20 protein-coding genes are annotated in these 20,260 nt (G+C 66.6%); 6 read left to right on the forward strand and 14 right to left on the reverse strand.

Annotated elements, in window-relative coordinates; genetic code table 11:
• Positions 1 to 208 precede the first annotated feature (208 nt).
• The gene (locus BBTA_RS11205; protein ID WP_012042600.1) at positions 209 to 778 is read left to right on the forward strand and encodes a hypothetical protein; all 570 of its coding nucleotides are present in this window, start codon (positions 209 to 211) and stop codon (positions 776 to 778) included.
• 22 nt (positions 779 to 800) lie between these two features.
• Here BBTA_RS11205 and epsC read toward each other — a convergent pair whose 3' ends face one another.
• Both epsC and BBTA_RS11215 read right to left on the reverse strand, forming a co-directional pair.
• The gene (epsC, locus tag BBTA_RS11210; protein WP_012042601.1) at positions 801 to 1,592 is read right to left on the reverse strand and encodes a serine O-acetyltransferase EpsC; all 792 of its coding nucleotides are present in this window, start codon (positions 1,590 to 1,592) and stop codon (positions 801 to 803) included.
• Between the two features lie 66 nt (positions 1,593 to 1,658).
• Positions 1,659 to 2,108, reverse strand: a complete 450-nt coding sequence (locus tag BBTA_RS11215; RefSeq protein WP_012042602.1) for an NUDIX domain-containing protein — start codon at positions 2,106 to 2,108, stop codon at positions 1,659 to 1,661.
• Between the two features lie 410 nt (positions 2,109 to 2,518).
• Between BBTA_RS11215 and BBTA_RS11220 the strand changes: the two genes are divergently transcribed.
• Positions 2,519 to 3,028: a GNAT family N-acetyltransferase gene (locus BBTA_RS11220; protein ID WP_244424404.1), complete on the forward strand. Its 510-nt coding sequence runs from the start codon at positions 2,519 to 2,521 to the stop codon at positions 3,026 to 3,028.
• Between the two features lie 196 nt (positions 3,029 to 3,224).
• Positions 3,225 to 4,325, forward strand: coding sequence for a serine hydrolase (locus BBTA_RS11225; RefSeq protein WP_012042604.1), 1,101 nt, complete (start codon positions 3,225 to 3,227; stop codon positions 4,323 to 4,325).
• A 212-nt stretch (positions 4,326 to 4,537) separates the two neighbouring features.
• Here the strand turns inward: BBTA_RS11225 and BBTA_RS38800 are convergent, their stop codons facing one another.
• The gene (locus tag BBTA_RS38800; protein WP_012042605.1) at positions 4,538 to 4,813 is read right to left on the reverse strand and encodes a hypothetical protein; all 276 of its coding nucleotides are present in this window, start codon (positions 4,811 to 4,813) and stop codon (positions 4,538 to 4,540) included.
• Positions 4,814 to 5,164: 351 nt separating this feature from the next.
• Here BBTA_RS38800 and BBTA_RS11230 point away from each other — a divergent pair, with 351 nt between their 5' ends.
• Positions 5,165 to 6,715 (forward strand): aldehyde dehydrogenase family protein, encoded by a 1,551-nt coding sequence (locus BBTA_RS11230; protein WP_012042606.1) that lies wholly within the window; start codon positions 5,165 to 5,167, stop codon positions 6,713 to 6,715.
• Between the two features lie 116 nt (positions 6,716 to 6,831).
• Positions 6,832 to 7,029: a DUF3606 domain-containing protein gene (locus BBTA_RS11235; RefSeq protein WP_012042607.1), complete on the forward strand. Its 198-nt coding sequence runs from the start codon at positions 6,832 to 6,834 to the stop codon at positions 7,027 to 7,029.
• Here BBTA_RS11235 and BBTA_RS11240 read toward each other — a convergent pair.
• Together BBTA_RS11240 and BBTA_RS11245 are read right to left on the reverse strand one after the other, a co-directional pair.
• Entirely contained in the window at positions 7,026 to 7,223 is a 198-nt protein-coding gene (locus BBTA_RS11240; protein WP_041750556.1) for a hypothetical protein, read from the reverse strand. The genes BBTA_RS11235 and BBTA_RS11240 overlap by 4 nt on opposite strands.
• A gap of 58 nt (positions 7,224 to 7,281) precedes the next feature.
• On the reverse strand, positions 7,282 to 7,590 hold the full coding sequence (locus BBTA_RS11245; RefSeq protein WP_041750557.1) for a hypothetical protein: 309 nt from the start codon (positions 7,588 to 7,590) through the stop codon (positions 7,282 to 7,284).
• 185 nt (positions 7,591 to 7,775) lie between these two features.
• On the opposite strand from BBTA_RS11245, the gene pncA reads away from it, so the two are divergent.
• Complete coding sequence (gene pncA, locus BBTA_RS11250) at positions 7,776 to 8,399, forward strand: bifunctional nicotinamidase/pyrazinamidase (RefSeq protein ID WP_012042610.1); 624 nt, start codon at positions 7,776 to 7,778, stop codon at positions 8,397 to 8,399.
• Positions 8,400 to 8,406: 7 nt separating this feature from the next.
• Here the strand turns inward: pncA and BBTA_RS11255 are convergent, their stop codons facing one another.
• The 9 genes from BBTA_RS11255 to BBTA_RS11295 all read right to left on the reverse strand — a co-directional run bounded on the left by BBTA_RS11255 (position 8,407) and on the right by BBTA_RS11295 (position 20,033).
• Positions 8,407 to 9,960 carry a hydantoinase/oxoprolinase N-terminal domain-containing protein gene (locus BBTA_RS11255; protein WP_012042611.1) on the reverse strand — a complete coding sequence of 518 codons (1,554 nt, stop codon included), beginning with the start codon at positions 9,958 to 9,960 and terminating at the stop codon, positions 8,407 to 8,409.
• Positions 9,961 to 11,064, reverse strand: coding sequence for a DUF917 domain-containing protein (locus BBTA_RS11260; RefSeq protein ID WP_012042612.1), 1,104 nt, complete (start codon positions 11,062 to 11,064; stop codon positions 9,961 to 9,963).
• Between the two features lie 75 nt (positions 11,065 to 11,139).
• Positions 11,140 to 12,231: an ABC transporter ATP-binding protein gene (locus BBTA_RS11265; protein WP_012042613.1), complete on the reverse strand. Its 1,092-nt coding sequence runs from the start codon at positions 12,229 to 12,231 to the stop codon at positions 11,140 to 11,142.
• Complete coding sequence (locus tag BBTA_RS11270; protein WP_012042614.1) at positions 12,228 to 13,292, reverse strand: extracellular solute-binding protein; 1,065 nt, start codon at positions 13,290 to 13,292, stop codon at positions 12,228 to 12,230. The genes BBTA_RS11265 and BBTA_RS11270 overlap by 4 nt, the downstream gene beginning before the upstream one ends.
• A 14-nt stretch (positions 13,293 to 13,306) precedes the next feature.
• Positions 13,307 to 14,185, reverse strand: coding sequence for an ABC transporter permease (locus BBTA_RS11275; RefSeq protein WP_041750558.1), 879 nt, complete (start codon positions 14,183 to 14,185; stop codon positions 13,307 to 13,309).
• Positions 14,186 to 14,194: 9 nt separating this feature from the next.
• Complete coding sequence (locus BBTA_RS11280; RefSeq protein ID WP_012042616.1) at positions 14,195 to 15,070, reverse strand: ABC transporter permease; 876 nt, start codon at positions 15,068 to 15,070, stop codon at positions 14,195 to 14,197.
• Positions 15,070 to 15,852, reverse strand: a complete 783-nt coding sequence (locus tag BBTA_RS11285) for an IclR family transcriptional regulator (protein WP_012042617.1) — start codon at positions 15,850 to 15,852, stop codon at positions 15,070 to 15,072. Before BBTA_RS11285 ends, BBTA_RS11280 begins: the two co-directional genes overlap by 1 nt.
• A gap of 153 nt (positions 15,853 to 16,005) precedes the next feature.
• Positions 16,006 to 19,551, reverse strand: a complete 3,546-nt coding sequence (locus tag BBTA_RS11290; protein ID WP_012042618.1) for a molybdopterin cofactor-binding domain-containing protein — start codon at positions 19,549 to 19,551, stop codon at positions 16,006 to 16,008.
• Positions 19,551 to 20,033, reverse strand: coding sequence for a (2Fe-2S)-binding protein (locus BBTA_RS11295; RefSeq protein ID WP_012042619.1), 483 nt, complete (start codon positions 20,031 to 20,033; stop codon positions 19,551 to 19,553). Before BBTA_RS11295 ends, BBTA_RS11290 begins: the two co-directional genes overlap by 1 nt.
• Positions 20,034 to 20,260 lie beyond the last annotated feature (227 nt).

A 20,260-nucleotide genomic window follows, 5' to 3' on the forward strand; every position in this document is an offset into this window, starting at 1 on the left:
ACTGTGGTTGGTGTTCGACGCGTCTGACATCACGATCCCAAAACTGTCGAGATCAATCGACGGATCAGTCCGACAATACAATTCGGGACAATACGGAGCTCATTCGGCCAAACCGTGCCGACACGACGGCGGTCCTTGGCCTCGTCATTGGCATCGCTGCCAGACCAACGTTATCACGGCGACATCTGTTGCTGCCATGGTCGGGGACATGACAAGCTGTCGTATTCACATCACGGGGGCGTCGGGCTCGGGCACGACCACTCTTGGCCGGGCCGTGGCTTCGGCGCTGGCCGTCCCGCATCATGACACGGACGACTACATCTGGGTGCCGACCGAACCACCTTACGCCGAATTGCGTCCCGCCGCCGAGCGGTTGCGTCTGATGATGGCGATGTTCCTGCCGCGGGGGCGCTGGGTGCTGAGCGGATCCTTGCAGGGCTGGGGCGACCCGCTGATCGCGCATTTCGATCTCGTCGTCTTCATCACCATCGCGAAAGAGCTTCGGCTGCAGCGTTTGCGGGTCCGCGAGGTCACCCGCTACGGCGCGGAAGCGGTGGCGCCGGGCGGCGCGCGTCATCGCGAAACCGAAGAGTTCGTCGCCTGGGCAGCGGCCTATGACGAGGCCGACATCGGCACGAGCCGCACCCTGGCGAAACATGAGACGTGGCTAAGCGATCTTCCTTGTCCTGTGCTGCGCCTGGACGGGGCCAAGCCTCTGGAGGAACTGACGGCGCAGGTCTTGTCCTCGACGTCACGCGCGCCCCGTGTCGATGGCTGACGGCCTGTGCGTCAGCGCAGTCTCATGATGTGGCGTCGAGCGGCGTTGCTCCGGACGATATCGGCTGCTGCGGACAATTCGTCAGCCGGGCCGGCGCGCCCACCGCGGTGCAGCCGGCCGGAACATCGGCGGTGACGAGGGCGCCAGCGCCGATCTTGGCGAAGTCGCCGATCGCGACGTTGCCGAGGATCGTCGCGCCCGACGAGATCAGCACGCCATGGCCGACCCGCGGGCTGCGGCCGGGCAGCGCATCCTGGCGTCCGATCGTGACGTTCTGCAGGATCGTCACGTCGTCGCCGATGGCAGCGAAGGCGCCGATGACGATGCCGGTGGCATGATCGAGAAACACCGACGTCCCGATCGTCGCCGAGGGATGGATGCTCACCTGCAACGATGTCGAGGACTCGGCCTGAAGCAGCAGCGCGAGGTCGAACCGTTCGTGGCGCCAGAGCCAGTGCGCGACACGAAACGCCTGCAACGCGACGTAGCCCTTGTAGTTCAGCAGCGGCGGCAGCAGCGCCGTGGTCGCCGGATCATGGGCCGCGATCGCGCCGAGATCACGGCTCGCGGCCTCGACAAGCGCTGGCGCCGCGGCATGGGCCTCGCGTGCGACTGCCGCAAACCGGGCGCGCTCGGATGCCGTCTTGCCCAGGCGAACCCCGATCTGATGCGCCACCACGCTGCCGAGATCGGGATGATCGAGGATCGCAGCCGCCAAGGCCTGGCCGAAGACCGGATCGCGCGCCGCCGCCAGCTGAGCCTCGTGACGGAGCGATGACCAGAGTTCGGTGAGGATTGCGCGCGTGTCGGCCATGGTCCCGGTGCCTCGTTGCGGAGCGGCCGGCAGCCTAGCAGATCGGGCCGCGGTTCGCGCCCCGGCTCACGACCAGCCCTCGCTGAAATATGTGCCACGCGACGGCCCGATCCCGATCAGGCACTGGATGGCAACGCCGATGTACCCCACCAATCCCTGCGGAAGGCAATCGAGCGGAAAGAACTGCAGGCCGTCGCTCTTGTCGGGCTCGCAGATGCGCGGCTCGCCGCTGAATCCATCCGTGGTGAAGAAGAGGTCGACAATGCTGCGGTCGGTCCGCCGGTGCATGGCGCAGACGAATCGCCAGGCGTCCTCGGCGACGATCAGGCGGGTCTCCTCGAACAGCTCACGTGATGCCGCCGCAACGGCGTCTTCGCCCTCATTGACGTGCCCGGAGGGCAGGGCCCATTGGCCATCCAAATAGCCGGTGTTGAAGCGCCGCTGCAGCAGGATTGCGTCGTCGGCGCGCACCAGGCAATAGGATGCGAGATACGGGCGCTGATGTTCAACGATCATTTGCAAATGTCCTGATGCGCGAGATTTCGGTGCAAGCTGAGATCTCGGTGACAGCACATTCACGTCTGCTGGTCCCGACATGCTGCTGATCGCCAATGGTCGCATCCCGCAACAACGTTCCGTCGGATGGGAGACATCTCCTGGAATTCAGTGTTCGGCCCCTTGCGCCCAGTCTGGCCTTCGCCAGGGACAACAGCGCCAGCACGCGAAGGTCAGACATCGGCCGCTTCCCTTGCGCTGCAGCGCATGCGACATCTCGGCCGACTCTTGGCATTCGTCATCGCCGTTCGCAAGCCTTAGCCTTCGGGCTCTTCCACGAGTTGTGGTGACGGGGGGAATGGAGGTGCCTGGTTGTAAGATGTCGCCATCCACCGACGGAGCACCGACCAATGGGCCATCGCATCGAGATCATGAGCGGCGAGCAGGGCCGGCAGCGCGCACGCCACCTGTTGGATAGTGTCTGGTCTGCGGAGGTGCTGGCTGCTCTGCCATGGAAGGAAGTGGTCTGGGCCAATGCGCATAGCCGCATCCTCGTCTTCGACGGCCGTGACGACGTCATCGCCCATGCAGCACTGCATCTGCGCGATGCAACGCTCGACGCGGGCCCCGTCAGGATCTGCGGCGTCGGCGACGTGGCGACGCATCCGGACTGTCGGGGGCAGGGCCTCGCGGGTGAACTGATGCGCCGTGCCGTGACCGAGATGCGGGACACGCATGGCGTCGATTTCGGCCTGCTGTTCTGCGAGCCACGCCATGCGCCTCTCTACAAAAAGCTCGGCTGGCGCGCGTTCGACGGCGAGGTGCATGCCGAGCAGCCGCGGCAGGGACGCATCCGGTTCGGTGTCATCGACCCCTTCGTGTTCGACCTCATGATGGCGCCGCGCGTCGGCATGCTCGATCTGTGCGGGTTGCCGTGGTGATCGCGCCGCCGGTTCGTCTCGATACGAGCCGCAAGTCCCGATCATCCGCCGGGCAACGGGCCAAGTCGAATGGAGTGCTGTCAGCGTATCTCTCGTCTGCTAGCAATGCGTCTGCTATCAATGCAAACTTGTCCGGGTCATGCGGGATCTTCCGATCGTGCCAAATCGTCGTCAGCTTCTGTCAGGATTGGGAGCCATGGCCGTCTCGTCGCAGATGTTGCCCGTCGCGGGACAGCAGCCGTGGGACTTTGCTTCGGCCGCGGATGGCGATGCCTTCGCCGCAGGCGTTGCCCGGCGGCTCGATCAGGCGCTTGCCGAGCGGCGCCTGTGGAATATCCATGGGCTGATCGTGCTCCGGGATGGCAAGCGCGTCATCGAGCGCTATTTCGAAGGCCCGGATCGTGCGCGCGGCGTCGGCGACATCGGCACGGTGACGTTCACGGCGGAGACGCCGCACGATCTGCGCTCCTGCTCGAAGAGCATCGTGGCTCTGCTCTATGGGATTGCGCACGCGCAAGGCAAGGTGCCGGCGCCCGAGGCGCCGCTGCTGGCGGCCTTTCCGGAGTATGCCGATCTCGCCAGTCCGGAGCGCGCGCGGCTCACCGTTGCCCACGCGCTGACGATGACGATGGGCACCGACTGGGACGAGAGCAGCCTGCCTTACAGTGATCCGCGCAACAGCGAGATCGCCATGGACGAGGCGGCCGATCGCTATCGTTATATCCTGGCGCGCCCGGTCGTCGAGACGCCGGGGACGCACTGGACCTATTGCGGCGGAGCAACGGCTGTGCTCGCCCGTCTGATCGCGAAAGGATCAGGCCAGTCGCTGCACGATTTCGCCCGCGCGCATCTGTTCGATCCGCTCGGCCTCGGACCGACGCAATGGGCCACCGGCGCCGACGGCGAGCCCTTCGCCGCGTCGGGCGCCCGCATGACGCTGCGCGACTTCGCCCGGATCGGCGCGCTGATGCTGTCCGGCGGCCGATGGGATGGCCGGGAGCTCATTCCGGCCGATTGGATCCGCCGCTGCACGACGCCGGCCGTCAGCGCCGACGAGCTTCGCCGCTACGGCTATCAATGGTTTCTCCTCGATGTCGCCTTCGGCAAGCCCAAGGGATGGGCCGCCGGCCGGCTGGAACGGATGTGGATGGCGCAAGGCGAAGGCGGCCAGCGCCTGTACATCATTCCCGCCTTGCAGCTGGTCATCGCCGTGACCGCCGGCAACTACGAGCGCGACGATCAGAGCATTCCGCCGACGCGCATCCTGCGCGAGATCGTGCTGGCGAGCGTGGAGTAGGGATGGAGCCTTGTTGATCGTCCGCCAATGTTGTTGGACACGACGTGGAGGAGAATTGCCCGTAGTCCTTGATCGTCATATGCGAGTCGCCGGCCGTGGCCGATGAGCCCCGATCCAATCGGCTTTCCTGCTCAAGATTGTTCTTTCGTTTTTCCAGAAATTATGCTCTACTCCGTCCATCCTGCTTCGCCACGAGGGGCGTATCGCGATCGTCACGACACGTGAGGCGGGAAGGCGATGGCCGCCTGTTGCCGCAGCGTGCTTGCACGCGGACGAACGGCAATCGGCGGACAGGAAGCCGTGTGGTCCTGGCGCCGCGATGCTGGCGTCAAGTCCAGGGGGATGATGACCTCCTGGACGACGGTGGCTAGACAGCCGTACACCGGGGAGAGCACGTTATAACTGTGAAAACCATCGCGCGGGGAATGCCGGTGTTCGGCTGAACCTGTGGTGACTGCCGCCTGCTTTTTTTGCTGCAGGCGGGCCATGGGTTGCGGCCAGCGCCCGGCATTCCCTGCGCCCTCGTCATCCTGCGAGGGACCATCGACCTCTCCAGCCCGGACGCATCGGCGTCGCGGGACTTCTCCGATGCGCGCCAGAACAGCACCCGCCGTAACAGCACGTTGAGCGAAGCCGGGCCGCAGGGCAAACCGCAGCAGCTTTTCGCGACAGGCCCGACCGGACGCCAGGACACCGCCCGCGGGGATGGCCGAGTGGCCGATTCGCCAGCCGCCTTATGCTCGCGCCGCAGCGGAATTTGATCTACAGGGATGGCGATCCCGACGGACCATGACTAATCCTTACGCGCACCGGCGCGGCAGGCAAATTCGGAGTTGTAAATGTCCACCAGTCCAGCATCCTCCCTCTCGCTCGCTGTGGAAACCGCCGACATCCTGAGCGCGCTCGGCGTGGCGCCGGAGCGGCTGCGCGGCGGAGCGCGCGCGGCGCGCTCGCCGATCACCGGCGAGGTGCTGGGGCAGGTGCATGACGAGACCCAGGCCGGTGCGACCGAGGTCATCGCGCAGGCGCATGCCGCGTTCTTGCAGTGGCGGCTGGTGCCCGCGCCGAAGCGCGGCGAACTGGTGCGCCTGCTCGGCGAGGAGCTCCGCGCCAACAAGGCGGCGCTCGGTCGCCTGGTCTCGATCGAGGCCGGCAAGATCGTCTCCGAGGGCCTCGGCGAGGTCCAGGAGATGATCGACATCTGCGACTTCGCGGTCGGCCTGTCGCGCCAGCTCTATGGCCTGACGATTGCGACCGAGCGGGCCGAGCACCGCATGATGGAGACGTGGCATCCCCTGGGCGTCACCGGCATCATTTCGGCCTTCAACTTCCCCGTGGCGGTATGGGCGTGGAACGCGGCGATTGCGCTGGTGTGCGGCAACAGCGTGGTCTGGAAGCCCTCCGAGAAGACGCCGCTGACGGCGCTGGCGACCGACGCCCTGCTGGCGCGCGCGCTGGCCCGGTTCCGGCGCGAGGGCGGGGAGGCTCCGGAGGGGCTTGCTGGCCTGCTGATCGGCGGCCGTGCGGTCGGCGAGATGCTGGTCGACGATGTCAGGGTGCCGCTGGTATCGGCAACCGGCTCGACGGCGATGGGCCGCGTCGTCGGGGCCTGCCTCGCCAGCCGCTTTGCGCGGGCCATTCTCGAACTCGGCGGCAACAATGCTGCGATCGTCGCTCCCTCGGCCGATCTCGATCTCACGCTCCGCGCGGTGGCCTTCGCGGCGATGGGCACCGCCGGCCAGCGCTGCACCAGCCTGCGCCGGCTGTTCGTGCATGCCGATATCTATGAGCAGCTGGTGCCGCGGCTCAAGCAGGCCTATGCCTCGGTTGCGATCGGCAATCCGCTGCAGCCGGGCACGTTGATCGGTCCGCTGATCGACCGTGGCGCCTATGACGCCATGCAGGATGCCCTGAGCGCGGCCCGGGATCAAAGCGGGCGCGTGTTCGGCGGCGAGCGCGTCGCGGTCGTGGGCTGCGAGGGCGCCTATTACGTGCGGCCCGCGCTGGTCGAAATCAGCTCGCAGGCCGGTCCGGTCGAGCGTGAGACCTTCGCGCCGATCCTCTACGTCATGCCGTATCGCGATCTCGACGCCGCGATCGCGTTGCATAATGCTGTGCCGCAAGGGCTGTCGTCATCGATCTTCACCAATGACCTGCGCGAGGCCGAATTGTTCGTGTCGTCGCGAGGCTCTGATTGCGGCATCGCCAACGTCAATATCGGTCCGTCCGGCGCCGAGATCGGCGGCGCGTTTGGCGGCGAGAAGGAGACTGGCGGCGGCCGCGAATCCGGCTCGGATTCCTGGAAGGCCTATATGCGCCGCACCACCAACACCGTGAACTATGGACGCAGCCTGCCGCTCGCCCAAGGCGTCAAGTTCGACATCGGGTGATCGGCATGACGCATCTCTTCGGCCACGCGAGACCCTGATGGTGAGGAGCCCGCCGCTGCCGCTCTGCGGAACTGCCCTGCGGGGTCGTGCGTTGCGCGCTGGCAAGGAGATGCATCATGGCAGCCAAGAAGAAGACCTCGACGGCAACATCCAGCCGCGGACGCAAGCAGGACCGTGCCCGCGTTGCGGGCGGCCAGGACCACGAAGTGCGCTACGAAGCCAAGAAGAGCGGACGTTCGGCCTCCGCCGTGAAGAAGGCGGTCAAGAAGGTGGGCAACAGTCGCAAAAAGGTCGAGCGCAAGCTCGCGCGCTAGGTCTCCTGCGGCCGCTTCGGCGGCCGCAGCGATCCCTTGGCCCAGCCGAGCGCCTTCGGCGAATGCAGCGGGTCGGGGCCGTCGCAGGCGGGACAGATCAGCTTGCAGCGCTCGCCGCTGCCCTCCCGCACGGCCAACGGGCGCCCGCAGGTCGGGCACGGCTTGCGCAGCGGGGGAGCGGGACGCCTCGACACGGTGATGTCTCCCGGTGGAGGCGTCAGGCTAGAGCAGGCGCGCGTGCAGGGAAATCACTTATTTTATTTGCGGCAAGTCCTGTCGCGGCAATTCTTCCAGTTCGCCTGGCTGCGAGCAATCAGGGCAGGTATCGCCGATCCCGCCGAGGACATCCTCAATCGCCGCCACAGCTTCCGAGCTGCCAACGCCGCGGGGCGGATCGTCGCGGGCCGCGCCGAGCGCGCGCGCCAGCGCATGCGGGTCGCCGCGCTCGCGCATCCAGCCATGCGCCTCGCATGCGACGATTGCTCCGGCCTCGCGCAGGGTGGCGATGGCCCAGCGCGCGAGGCTGTCGCTGGCGGTGCGGCGTGTCATGGTCGTGGGCATCGGGAAAACCCTCCAGCCGGGAGAATCCACGATTGGCCCGACGTTTCCAGCGCCGCCCTGCAGGGCAGGGATTCCGAAATGGTGGGGCTGCCCCTCGGCGGGCGCCGCAGAATCTTGGGCCGGTCGGCTTGAGATCGCCGCGGGCCGAGGCCATCCTCGTGAAAGTCTGGTGAAACGGGTGCAGGATGCAGATCAAGACCAATGAGGATTTGCTGCTCATCATCGATGTGCAGAACGATTTTTGTCCCGGCGGCGCGCTCGCCGTGAGCGATGGCGACGCGGTCGTCCCGGTGATCAACCGGCTCAGCGGGCTGTTTGATCACGTCGTTCTCACCCAGGATTGGCACCCCGCCGGACACAGCTCCTTCGCTTCCAGCCATCCGGGCAAGGCGCCGTTCGAGAGCGTGCCGATGGCCTACGGTCCGCAGACGCTGTGGCCGGATCACTGCATCCAGGGCACGCCGGGCGCGGCCTTTCATGCCGGTCTAGCGACCGACAAGGCGCAATTGATCATCCGCAAGGGCTTTCGTCCGGCGATCGACTCCTATTCGGCGTTTTTCGAGAACGACAAGACGACGCCGACCGGCCTTGCCGGCTATCTGCGCGAACGCGGCTTGCGCCGGGTGTTTCTGGTCGGGCTCGCGACCGATTTCTGCGTGCATTATTCGGCGGTCGATGCACGCCGGCTCGGCTTCGAGGCCGTCGTGATCGAGAGCGCCTGCCGCGGGATCGATCTCGGCGGATCGATGGCGGCCGCGAAGGCGCAGGGCGCCGAGGCGGGCGTGACCAGGATCGCCGAACTGGCTTGAGACGAGGCTACGCCGCCGCGCCGATGTTCGGCTCGGCAATGGCGCCGGCAACGCGGACGCGCACACGCAGCGCGTTGCCGGGGAGATAGGCGATCGGCATGTCCTCGACGTCGACCATTTTGAGCGCGTCGCGGTCGGCCCCGGCCTGGACGGCGCGCGCTTCGGCGATGCCGCGCGCCGCCGCGATGGCCTCGTCGCGGGTCATGTCGCGGAACACCTGGTCGGCCTCGCCGGAGACCTGGGCGATGGCCGCGCCGACGGCGTTGGCGCAGTCGCCATGGTCGACGCGGACGATCTCCGAGATGCCGGAGAGGCGCTCCGGCACCAGGAAGGCGCCGCCGCCGACCGCGAGTAGCGGTACGTCACCGGCCTCGGTCTTCATCCGGTCGATGTCGCTTTCGAGCTTGCGATGGGCATCCGCGAGTGCAGCCTCGATCAGGCGCCGCGGCAGATGCGCGACACGGGCGCGGTCCCCGAGATCGATCAGTCCGGCCGCGACCGCGATGTCGGTCGCCGTCAGGCGGTCGCCGCCGAACACCAGGGCCTCGGATGTCAGCCGGTATCCGACGCTGAGCGGGCCGACGCGGACGGGATCCTGTTCGACATGGCTGCCGCCGCCCAGTCCGATCGAGAGCAGATCGGGCATGCGAAAGAGGGTGCGGACGCCGCCGACTTCGACGACCGCGTTGGCCTCGCGCGGAAAGCCGTGGCGCAGCTGGCCGATGTCGCTGGTGGTGCCGCCGACATCGACGACCATCGCGTCGTCGAGGCCGGACAGATAGGCGGCGCCGCGCATGGAATTGGTGGCGCCGGAGGCGAAGCTCATGACCGGGAAAGCGGTCGCGGTCTCCGCCTGCATCACGGTGCCGTCGTTCTGGGTCAGGAACAGCGGCGCATCCAGACCGGCCTCGGCGATCGCCTTGCGGAAGGCGGTGACGGTGGTGACGGCAAGGTCGTGGAGCGCAGCGTTGAGAAGGGCGGCGTTCTCGCGCTCCAACAGGCCGATGCGGCCGAGGTCGTGCGACAGCGTGACCGCGACGTCGGGGCAGATCTCGGCGAAGATCTCCCGCGCGGTGATCTCGCAACTCGGGTCGAGCGGCGAGAACGACGAGGCGATCGCGACCGCGCGCAGGCCCTTGGCCTTGATGGCGCGCGCGGCGGCCTTCAGGCCGTCGGTGTCGAGCGGCATGAACGGGCGGCCGTCATAGTCATGGCCGCCCTCGAGCATGAAGATCTCGTCGTTGACCAGTGCGGCGAGATCGGCGGGCCAGTCGCAGAACGGCGGCAGCGAGGCGGAGGCCGGCATGCCGATCCTGACCGCACCGATCCGCTGCAGGTGCCGCCGCTGCACCACCGCATTGATGAAATGCGTGGTGCCGATGACGACCGCATCGACCGGCACGGCTGCTGCGGGATTGGCCCGCAGCGCTTTCAGCGCGGCGAGAATGCCGGAGGTGACGTCGGCGGTGGTGGCGCTTTTGACGGAGTGGATGACCCTGTCGTCGGCAATCAGAACCGCGTCGGTATTGGTGCCGCCGACGTCAATGCCAATGCGCTTCATTCATTGAGCTCCAGCGGTCGCGAACAGCGACCGGAAATCGAGGTCGTAGCCGAAGGCGCGGGGGCCGACGAAGGCGAGGCCGCGCGGGCTGGTCAGCACGGCGGGCGCGGGCAGCGCGATCACGGTCACGCGCTGGCCGTAGCGCGCGGTCTCGGTGCCGATGCCATGGCCGTTGACGCTGTCGAGCACGCAGATCAGGTCGGGCGACATCGCGATCGCCTCGCCATCGCGCCAGGCGACGATCCATTCGTTCTGGAACGACAGCTTGAGCCGCGTGCCGCGATCATCATCGCTGCCCTCCACGACGGCAGAGCCGCGCAGAAAACCTTCGGTGGTGCGGCGTTCGACATCGACGATCTTGCCGGTGAACAGGCGCAGTCCGCCCTCGCAGGCGAGGATCGCTGCGATCGGGTCCTGGTGGCTCCTGTTGGCGGCCTCGACCGCACGGCCGATCGCAATCGCCTTGGTGGTGGTGAAATGGATGCCCCAGTCCTTGACCTCGCGTCCCGTACGCGGCGCCTTGCTGGTCGAGGCGATCGAGCCCATCTCGACGCAGATCTTGCGGCTGGCGCGCTCCATCCACTTCCAGGAGGGCACCTTGGTCACGACAGCCTCGATGCCGCGCGGATCGTACAGCGTGCAGGGATAGGGCTTGAGGTCGCCGATCGCCACCGACGTCATCTGCGCCTCCGGGAAGGCGCGGCCCATGCAGTCGGCGTCGACGACGGGAATGCCGAGATGCGCCGCCGCCATCAGCGCCTGCATGCCATTGCCGCCGCCGATCTCGACCGACATCACGGCGTGGAAGGTGATGCAGTTGATCTCCTCCTGCATCCGCACCGCGCGCGCGATGCTGCGGCTGTCGGCGAGGCGCTCCTGGCCCACCAAGGGAGCGCCCATGTTGGACACGACGGCCACCCAGTCGTCGTCCGCCAGATCGAGCGGCGACATCAGCTGCACGCGATGTCCCTCGGCATAGAGACGGCGCAGATTGAGCAGGCCGAGATAGGGGCTGCCGCCTCCGCCGGTGCCGAGAATCCAGGCGCCGACCGCGAGCGCCTCGATGTCGTCGAGGTTGATCGTTTTCATCGCGCTCCCGGTCATGACAAGGGCTCCCCGATCGGAAAATACGGGCTTGGTTCGCGGTTGGACGCTGACGCGCAGATGACGTTCACAATATCAATCCTCGAGAATGACGAGATCGCCGGGCTGCCAGCTGAGCGTGACCGCCTGACCGGGCGCATGAAATGGACGCGCCCCCGAATTCGGCTGCTGCGCGAGCACGCGCTGGCCGTCTTCGAGCACGATGCGGTAGAGCACGGCGCCGCCGAGGAAGTTGGTGCTTTCGACCGTGCCGCGCGCCGACCGGCCCGCGCTCCCGCCATCGGCGCCGCTGCTCGGCGACACCACGATTTTCTCGGGCCTCAGCGCAACCGACAGGCCGGCTTCATTGCCGGCCGTCGCGACCGCCTTTGGCAGCGTCAGCACGAGGCCGCTGCCGACCGCGAGCCCGGCGCCCTGATCCATTATGGCGCGCTGGCCACGAAAGATGTTGGTGTCGCCGATGAAGTCAGCCACGAAACGAGTTCGCGGCTGGTCGTAGATCTCGGTGGGGGTGCCGATCTGCTCGACCCGGCCGGCGTTCATCACGGCGATGCGATCGGACATCGCCAGTGCCTCTTCCTGGTCATGGGTGACGAAGACGAGGGTGACGCCCAAATTCTTCTGCAACTGCTTCAGTTCGAACTGCATCTGCTGGCGCAGCTTCTTGTCGAGCGCGCCGAGCGGCTCGTCGCACAGCAATACGCGCGGCGAGATCACGATCGCGCGGGCCAGCGCGACGCGCTGCTGCTGACCGCCCGAGAGCTGCGCCGGCCTGCGATCCTCCATGCCCGACAGCTCGACCATGGCCAGCGCGGCCTTGACCTTGGCGGCGATCGTCGCCTTGTCGACCTTGCGCATGCGCAGGCCGAAGGCGACGTTCTCGGCCACCGTTCGATGTGGAAACAGCGCGTAGTTCTGGAACACCATCGCCATGTCGCGCTTATGCGCCGGCACATGGGTGATGTCGGCGCCGTCGAGGCAGATCTTGCCGGTGCTCGGGCTGTCGAAGCCCGCGATCATGCGCAATGTCGTGGTCTTGCCGCAGCCGGATGGGCCGAGCAGGGAAAAGAACTCGCCCGGCCGGATGTCCATCGCCACGGCATCGACGGCGCGGACGCCGCCGTCATAGACCTTGCTGACGCCGGCAATCTCGATGGCAGCGCTCATGCGCGGAAGATCCGGTTGACCCGGCTGTCGATCTCGTCCTTCTGCGCGTTGTACCACTTCCAGTCGACCTGGATCAGCTTGCTGACCTTCTCCGGCGTGGTCAGCAGCTTCGCATCATACTTCGCGTCGAGCTTCACCTGTTTGTTGGCCGGCGAATACCACACCGTCTCCGCGAGGCGCTTTTGAACATCGGGCCGCAGCATGTAGTTGATATAGGCATTGCCGAGCTCCTTCGCCTTGCTGCCCGGGGTGATGCTCAGCACCTGTTCCAGCGACAGCACGCCCTCTTTCGGCGTGACGAAGTCGACCGGCTGGTTCTGGCCGTCGTAGCGATAGATGCCGGAATCGTGGAGAATGCCGATGCCGGCCTCGCCGGACAGGATCAGCTTCTCCATCGCTCCGGTGAAGTCGACGAGCTTGATCGGCTTCAGCTTCTCCAGCGCCGCATAGGCGGCATCGAGATCGGTCTGGCCCTTGCCGAAGAGCGTGCCGCACATCATCACGAACGCCTGTCCGAGGCTGTTCGCGGGGATGACATAGCCGCCGCGCGCGCCGTTGAATTTCGCGTCCCAGTAGTCCTTCCACGACGTGATGCTGCCATAGCCCTTGTCGGTGCGCATGCCCAAGCCAATGGCGCTGGTGAAGATGCAGACGCCGACGATCTTGTCGCTGACGGCGTAGGGGTAGACGTCGGCGATGTTCGGCACCAGCCTGGGGTCGACCTTGGGCTCGACGAGGCCCATTTCGACGGCCGCCCACTGCTCGTTGGAGTTGGTGTGCAGCACGTCATAGACCGGCGCAGAGCGCGAACTGGCCTGCAGCTTCGGCAGGAAGGGCAGGGCGGTATCGGTCTTGAGTTTGCACTTGAACTCGGTCTCGAAGGCCGGGCCGATCTCCGCCTTCATCACCTCGCCCCATTTGCCGCCCCAGCCCGTCACGTTCAGCACCGCCTCATCGGCGCGCGCGACGTAAGGCGCCGCGATCACGCCGGCGCCGAGCGAGGCCGCCGCAGTCAGCAAGCGCCGGCGGCTCAGGGAAAAGCGACGCGATGAGGCGGTCATCTCAAGGATCTCCGTTAGAGTTTGACGTAGGAGCGCAGGCCCACGGTGCGGTCGAGCGCGATGACCACGAGGAAGGCAAGCAGGATGGAGACGATCGAGGCGGCTCCGATGGTGCCGTCGAGATCGAACTTCAGATAGTTGAACAGCGTGATCGGCAGGGTCTCGCGGCCAGGGGCAACGAGAAACAGCGACACGGGAAACTGGTCGAACGACACGATGAAGGCGAAGATCGCGCCGGCCAGCACGCCAGGCTTCACCAGCGGCAAGGTCACTTCGAAGAAGGTCCGGGTCGGGCTGGCGCCAAGATTTTGCGCCGCTTCCTCAAGCCTGACATCGAAATTGTGCAGCACCGCGAGCGTGGTGCGGACGACGTAGGGAATGGTCACCAGCGTGTGGCCGGCGACGAGGCCCCACAATGGACGGCCGACGTCGAGCAGGACGTAGGACTGGAACAGTGCAAGCCCGGTCAGGATGGCCGGCAGCATCAGCGGCGACAGCATGGTCGCCACGATCAGCCGCGAGCCCGGCAGATTGCCCCGCGCAATGGCAAGCGCGGCAGATGCGCCGAGCACGGTCGCGGCGAGCGTGGTCATCGCCGCGACTTCGAGGCTGAACACGAGCGCCTGCATGAAGTCGCGCGAGGCAAAGAACTTCTCGAACCAGCGCAAGGAGAGTCCGACCGGCGGAAACTGGATGAACGGCGTCGGATTGAGTGCGAAGACGATCACGATCGCGATCGGCGCCAGGAGGAAGACCAGAACCGCGATGTTGGCCGCCAGATAAAGCCTGCGGCCCCAGCCCCGATGCGCTGCCCGGCGGCGAAGGCCGGTCGAGGTCGCAAGCTCGATCGAGGCCGTCAGCTGCGATGGTGGTGGGGACGCGGGGCTCGGCATCGCCGCCCTTCATTGCAGCTCGCGCTGGCCGGAGACGAGGCCGAGCACATGGTTGTAGGCGATGACGAGCATGAGCGAGATCGCAAGCAGCACCATGCCCAGCGCCGCAGCGAAGCCGACGTTGAAGTTCGCGGAGATCTGCTGATAGATCAGGATCGGCAGGGTCATGATCTGAAAGCCGCCGAGCAGGATCGGCGTGACATAGGCGCTGATCGCAAGTGCGAACACCAGCAGCGAGCCGGCGAGGATGCCCGGCAGGCTGAGCGGCAGGGTGACTTCAAGAAAGGTGCGCCACGGGCTGGCACCGAGATTCTCGGCCGCCTGCTCGAGCCGCTCGTCGATGCGGCCGATCACGCCCGTCAGGGTGAGCACCATGAACGGCACGTAGATGTGGACCAGCCCGATGATGATGCCGCTCTCATTATACATCAGCTGCAGCGGGGTCGAGATCAGGCCGAGTGCGGCGAGGACCTGGTTGATGACGCCCTTGTCGGACAGCAAGGTCATCCAGGCGAAGGTGCGCACGACGATCCCGGTCAGCATCGGCGCCAGCACGGCCATCAGCAGCAGCGCATGGCCGCTGCGACTCCTGATGCGTGCCATCCAATGCGCGAGCGGATAGCCGATCACGAGCGCCACGATAGTTGTCCAGAGGCCGATCCGGAGCGTGGTCCAGATCACCTCGAGATAATAGCTGTCGTTGCCGATGCGGGCATAGTGCTTTGCAGTGAAGCCGACATGCGGCATGACGACCGGATTGCCGGTCAGCACGCTCATGACGGCCATCAGCCCGATGGGCAAAAAGAAGAACAGAGCAAACAGCAGCGCGCTGGGCAGGATCAACAGCGCGAGGCTGTTGACGCGCGGCGCGCCGGTGGCCGGCATCAGGAAGCCAGTCCGGCGAGCTGCTCGATGGTCTGGCCCAGCGGATCGCCGGTGATGCGGCGCAGTCGCGCGGCCATCGCGCCGAGCTCGCGGCGGACATTGGCGCGTTCGATCTCGGTCGTGGCCTGCACCGAATAGGAGACGGCGATGCCGATCAGTTCACCGCTCTCGCCGCTCGCCAGTGCAAAACCCTGCGATCCAACGCCTTCGATGGCCTCGTCCGCTGCGTCCGAGATGCCGGTGCGGCGGATTTCGTTCAGCCGCGCCATCAACTCGGTGAAGTTTTGCGGCGAATTGGCGGGCACCTTCGGATAGTCGAGCGGGACACGCGCCCGGATCTCCTGGTCCGACAGCCGCGCCAGCATCGCGCGTCCGTTCGAGGTGATGATCGCGGGCGTACGCTGGCCCGGCGGATTGACGACGCGCAGCGGGTTCGAGCCCGTCACGATGCGCAGCACGACCTGCTGATAGCCGTCGAGCACGGCGATGTAGCCGGTATGGCCGGTCCGCGCGCAGACGTCGCGCAGCTCGCGCTCGGCGGTCGCGATCAGATCGTCATGGGCGCGATGCAGGCGTCCAAGTTCGAAGGTGAGCAGGCCGGGGCGGTAACGGCGGCTGTGTGGATCCTGCTCGAGCAGGCCGCAATCGCGCAGCGAGCGGAGCAGGCGGGAGGTGGAGCTCTTCGGCTTGCCGGTCAGGACTTGCACGTCGGCAAAGGAGAGGTCGGGCCGCGAGGTCGAAAAGCAGCGCAGAATGTCGATGGCGTTGGTCAGGGCGCTCATGATGATACCGTTTGTTCCATTTTTTGGAACGTAGTCCCGAATTCTAGAAGCGGCAGAGTGCCTGCCGCAAGGCGAAATTAGGGGCAAAGCGATGCCCGAATGCGCGTCATGGTGGTGGTCGTGGTGCCCTGGGCAGCTGCAGCATCGCCGGTCCTAATGCGGTGTGGCCGACCGGATTCGGCTGACAGCGGCCTCCACATTCGTCCAGCCGGGCTTGTCCGGCGCGAACTGCCCGCGCAGGTAGCTGACGAGCTCCGCAAGTTGTGTGTCGCTCAGATGGTCCCTGAATGCCGGCATGTAGCCGAGGTCGGACGAGGCCGGCTTCATGATGCCGTGCAGGATCACCTGGATCAGGTTGTCGGGCGTCGCGCTGTGCAGGTTGCTGTTGAGCGCGAGCGAGGGGCGGCTGCCGAACAGCGGCAGGCCGCCGACCTCGTGGCAGACAGCGCAGGCGCCGAGGTAAAGCCGCGCGGCTGGAGACGATGCCGAGGTCACCTGGGTGAGCGCTTCGAGCTCCGCGGCCATCGCCTCCAATGTCGCTGGCTCGGGCGCGGCCTCCTGGAAGGAGGCAAGATAGGTCGCCATGGCCCGGATATCTGCGTCGGCGAGCGTCGCGAGATCCTTGACGATCGGCGCCATGGGACCTGCGGCCACGCCGTGAAAGCGCGACTGGCCGGAGCGCAGATAGGTGTAGAGCTCGTCTTCCGTCCACGGGATCGGCGCTGACGAGAGCGAGGTGAGCGCCGGCGCTTCCCAGCCATCGGCAAATCCACCTGCGAGATAGGCCTTGCGCTGTTCGGCGCCGAGCGCATTGCGCGGCGAGTGGCAGGCGCTGCAATGGCCGAGACTCTCGACCAGATAGAAGCCGCGATTCCACTGCTCCGATTTCGTTGGATCGGATTTGAACGGCTGGTTATCGTGGAACAGGGCATTCCATCCGGCCACAAGTGGCCGCAGGTTGAACGGAAAGCGAAGCTGATTGTCCGGCGCCTGCTGCCGCACCGGAGGCTGCGCCATCAGATAGGCGTAGAGCGCTTGCAGGTCGGCGTCGCTGGTCCGTGCGAAATGCGTGTAAGGGAATGCCGGATACAGCTGCCGGCCGTCGCGATGCACGCCCTCCCGCATGGCGCGCTCGAAGGCGGGATAGGACCAGGCCCCGATGCCGGTGTCCAGGTCGGGCGTGATGTTGGTGCTGAAGAGGGTGCCGAATGGCGTCTCCAATGCGCGGCCACCGGCATTGGTCAGGCCGCCGTCCGCGGTATGGCAGACCGCGCAATTGCCGAGCGCGGCGAGCGCCTCGCCGCGCGCGATCGTCGCGGCGGAATAGACGGCGGGATCGGACGGCGCGATCGGCGCGATCGCGCGCCATGGCAGCACGGCGGCGGCAACTCCGATCGCTGCGGCGCAGGCGGCCACCGCGCCGGCGATCAGGCCGCCTTGTTTGGCGAACGGCTTGAGCCATGTCTTGGCCGGCTTGTCGGGCGTGGGGAGGTGCGGCGGTGACGGCCTCTCGGCCTGCTCGCCGCGCAATCCCTCGAGAATGCGCTCCGGCGTGAATGGCGGCTCGCGGAAGCGCACGCCGGTGGCGTCATAGATCGCGTTGGCAATCGCGGCCGCGCTCGGGACCGAAGCGGACTCGCCGACGCCGAGCGGCGGCTGGTCCGGTCGCGGCAGCATCAAGACGTCGATGTCAGGCACGTCGGGGAAGGTGATGATCGGATAGGCGCCCCATTCCCGCGCCGCGACCTTGCCGCGTGTGAATGGGACCTCCTCCATCAGCGCCCGGCTGGTCGACTGGATGACGTTGCCCTCGATCTGGTGACGCACCCCGTCCGGGTTGATCATCAGGCCGGAATCCTGCCCGGCGACCACGCGGGTGACGCTGACATCGCCGGTCGTCGTGTCTACGGCGACATCGGCGATCCACGCCGACCATGCCGCGCCATAACCGGGAAACTTGCTGTGGACATAGAGCGCATAGGCAAAGCCGCGGCCATGCACGACGCCATCCACCGGCGTCTTCTCCTGCCGCACCGGGCGCGGCGTCCAGCCGGCGCGCTCGGCGACCGCGTTGACGAGATCGCGGGCGCGCTCGTCCTTCAGATAGCGCAGCCGGTATTCGATCGGATCGACTTCGGCCTCGGCGGCGAGTTCGTCGATATAGGACTCATGGGCAAAGGTATTGGGCAGGGCGGATACGCCGCGAAGCCATGATGCGCGCACGATCGGCGGCATATCGTGCGCCGTCACGCGCATGTGGTCGTAATCGTAAGGCGGGATCGCGGTGCGGTCGCCCATCTCGAACACGACCGGCTCCGGCGCGACGCGGCCGGTGAGCAGCAAGGCCAAGGTCGGCGCGCCATTCGAGGGATAGCGCGTGGCGAACTCATAGGCCGCGACCGACCCGTCGGCGTTGAGGCCGCCATTGACGTCCATCAGCTGCGCGGTGCCCTTGGGCTCCCACAGGTGCTCCTGCTCGCGCGTCAGCTGCACGCGCACCGGGCGGCCGACGGCGCGCGACAGCAGCAGGGCATCGGCGGTCACGTCGTCGGCGCAGTTGCGGCCGTAGCAGCCGGCGGCCTCGAGCCGGATCAGCTCGATCTGATGCTCGGGGCAGTCGATCAGCTTGGCGAGATCGGCGCGCAGGATGTGCGGGTTCTGCGTCCCCGAATAGATGCGGATCTGGCCGTCGCGAACATCGGCCACCGCGCAGGACGGCCCGATCGAGCCGTGCATCTGATAGGGCCAGAGATACGTCCGCCGCATCGGTTTGGCGGCGCCTGCGATCGCGGCGTCGACATCGCCCTTGTCGAGCAGCCGGCGTGGGCTCGACGGGTTGGCGCGCAGCGCGTTCGCGACATCGTCGAGATTGCGCAAGTCCGGCACCGGTTTCCAGCTGACCTGCAGGCGCTCGGCGGCGAGGATGGCGTGCTCCTCGCGCTCGGCAACGACGCCGACAAAATCGCCGATGACGACGACATCGACCAGGCCGGGAACGTCACGCACCGAGTCCTTGTCGACGCCGATCAGGCTGGTGCCGATGAACGGGCCGGCATCGATACCGGCATAGGGCGGACGCACGACGCGGCCGTGCAGCATGCCGGGGACGCGAACGTCGTGCACGTAAGTGAGTTCGCCGGTCGCCTTGGCCGGAAGATCGACGCGCGGCACCGAGCGGCCGACGACCTGATAATTGTCGACCGGTTTGACGGCCACGTCGTCAGCCAGCGCGAGACGGATGGTCTCGTCGCCGATCAGCTCGCCATAGCTGAGCGCGCGATTATTGGCGCCACGGACCAGTCCATCCTCGACGGCCAGATCCTCAATGGCGGCACCCAGTTGCGCTGCCGCCCGGACCAGCAGAAAGGCGCGCGCCTGCGCGGCCGCTTTGCGCAGCGGCACCGCGGTGATCTGGATGGTCTCGCTGGCGATCGTCGCGCCCTGGTTGGGCACGATGGCGGTGTCGCCGAGCACGACCACGACGCGGGCGAAGGAGACGTCGAGCTCTTCTGCGACGATCTGTCCCAGCGCTGTCCGGATGCCGGTGCCGAGATCGACATGTCCGTTGAAGGCTGAGACCTCGCCGGACGCGGTGATCCGAATGAAGGTCTCGAACTGTCCGTCGGCGCCCGCGACGGGGCGTTCGACGACCAGCCAGCCGCGCGGTGCGTCGGTTTCGGTGGGCGTGCCAGCGCTCATCAGTCCAACGCCTCGAGCGCGTGTCCGGCGGCCCGCATCGCGGCGCGGAGGATTTCGATATGGGCGCCGCAGCGACAAAGATTGTAGCGCAGCGCCTGCTTGATCTCGTCGAGCGACGGATCGGGCTTGATCGCGAGCAGCGCCTTGGTGGTCATGATCATGCCATTCAGGCAATAGCCGCATTGCGCGGCCTGCTCGGCGATGAAGGCCTGCTGCACCGGATCCGGCGCCTCGCGCGAGCCGAGGCCTTCCAGCGTCGTGACGGTGCGACCGACGCAGCCCTCGATCGGAATGACGCAGGAGCGTGCGGCGCGGCCGTCGATCAGCACAGTGCACGCGCCGCACTCGCCGAGGCCGCAGCCATATTTCGGGCCGTTCAAACCGAGGTCGTTGCGCAGCGCATGGAGCAGGGGCGTGTCGGGCGCGGCGGTGACGTCATGCGTCTGTCCGTTCACGGTCAGCCGAATCGTTGCTGGCGTCATGCCCTTCTGTCGTCCGCTATGCTATCGTTAACGAGAATGCGATCGCGATCGCCCCGGAGCCTATCGTTTGTGTACTAACATGCAAGTACCGCGTTTCGCGGTGCAGCGTATGCACGATTTGTCGTCATTGTGCAGGGCAAACTGATCGTTTATCCGGCAAACCTGCTTTTCGCCTGCGGGAGCGCTTGACAGTCGGCGGAGGGGCGCGACATCATTCGTATACGAAC

It is taken from the genome of Bradyrhizobium sp. BTAi1 (assembly GCF_000015165.1).
GTDB classification, from domain to species: Bacteria; Pseudomonadota; Alphaproteobacteria; order Rhizobiales; family Xanthobacteraceae; genus Bradyrhizobium; species Bradyrhizobium denitrificans.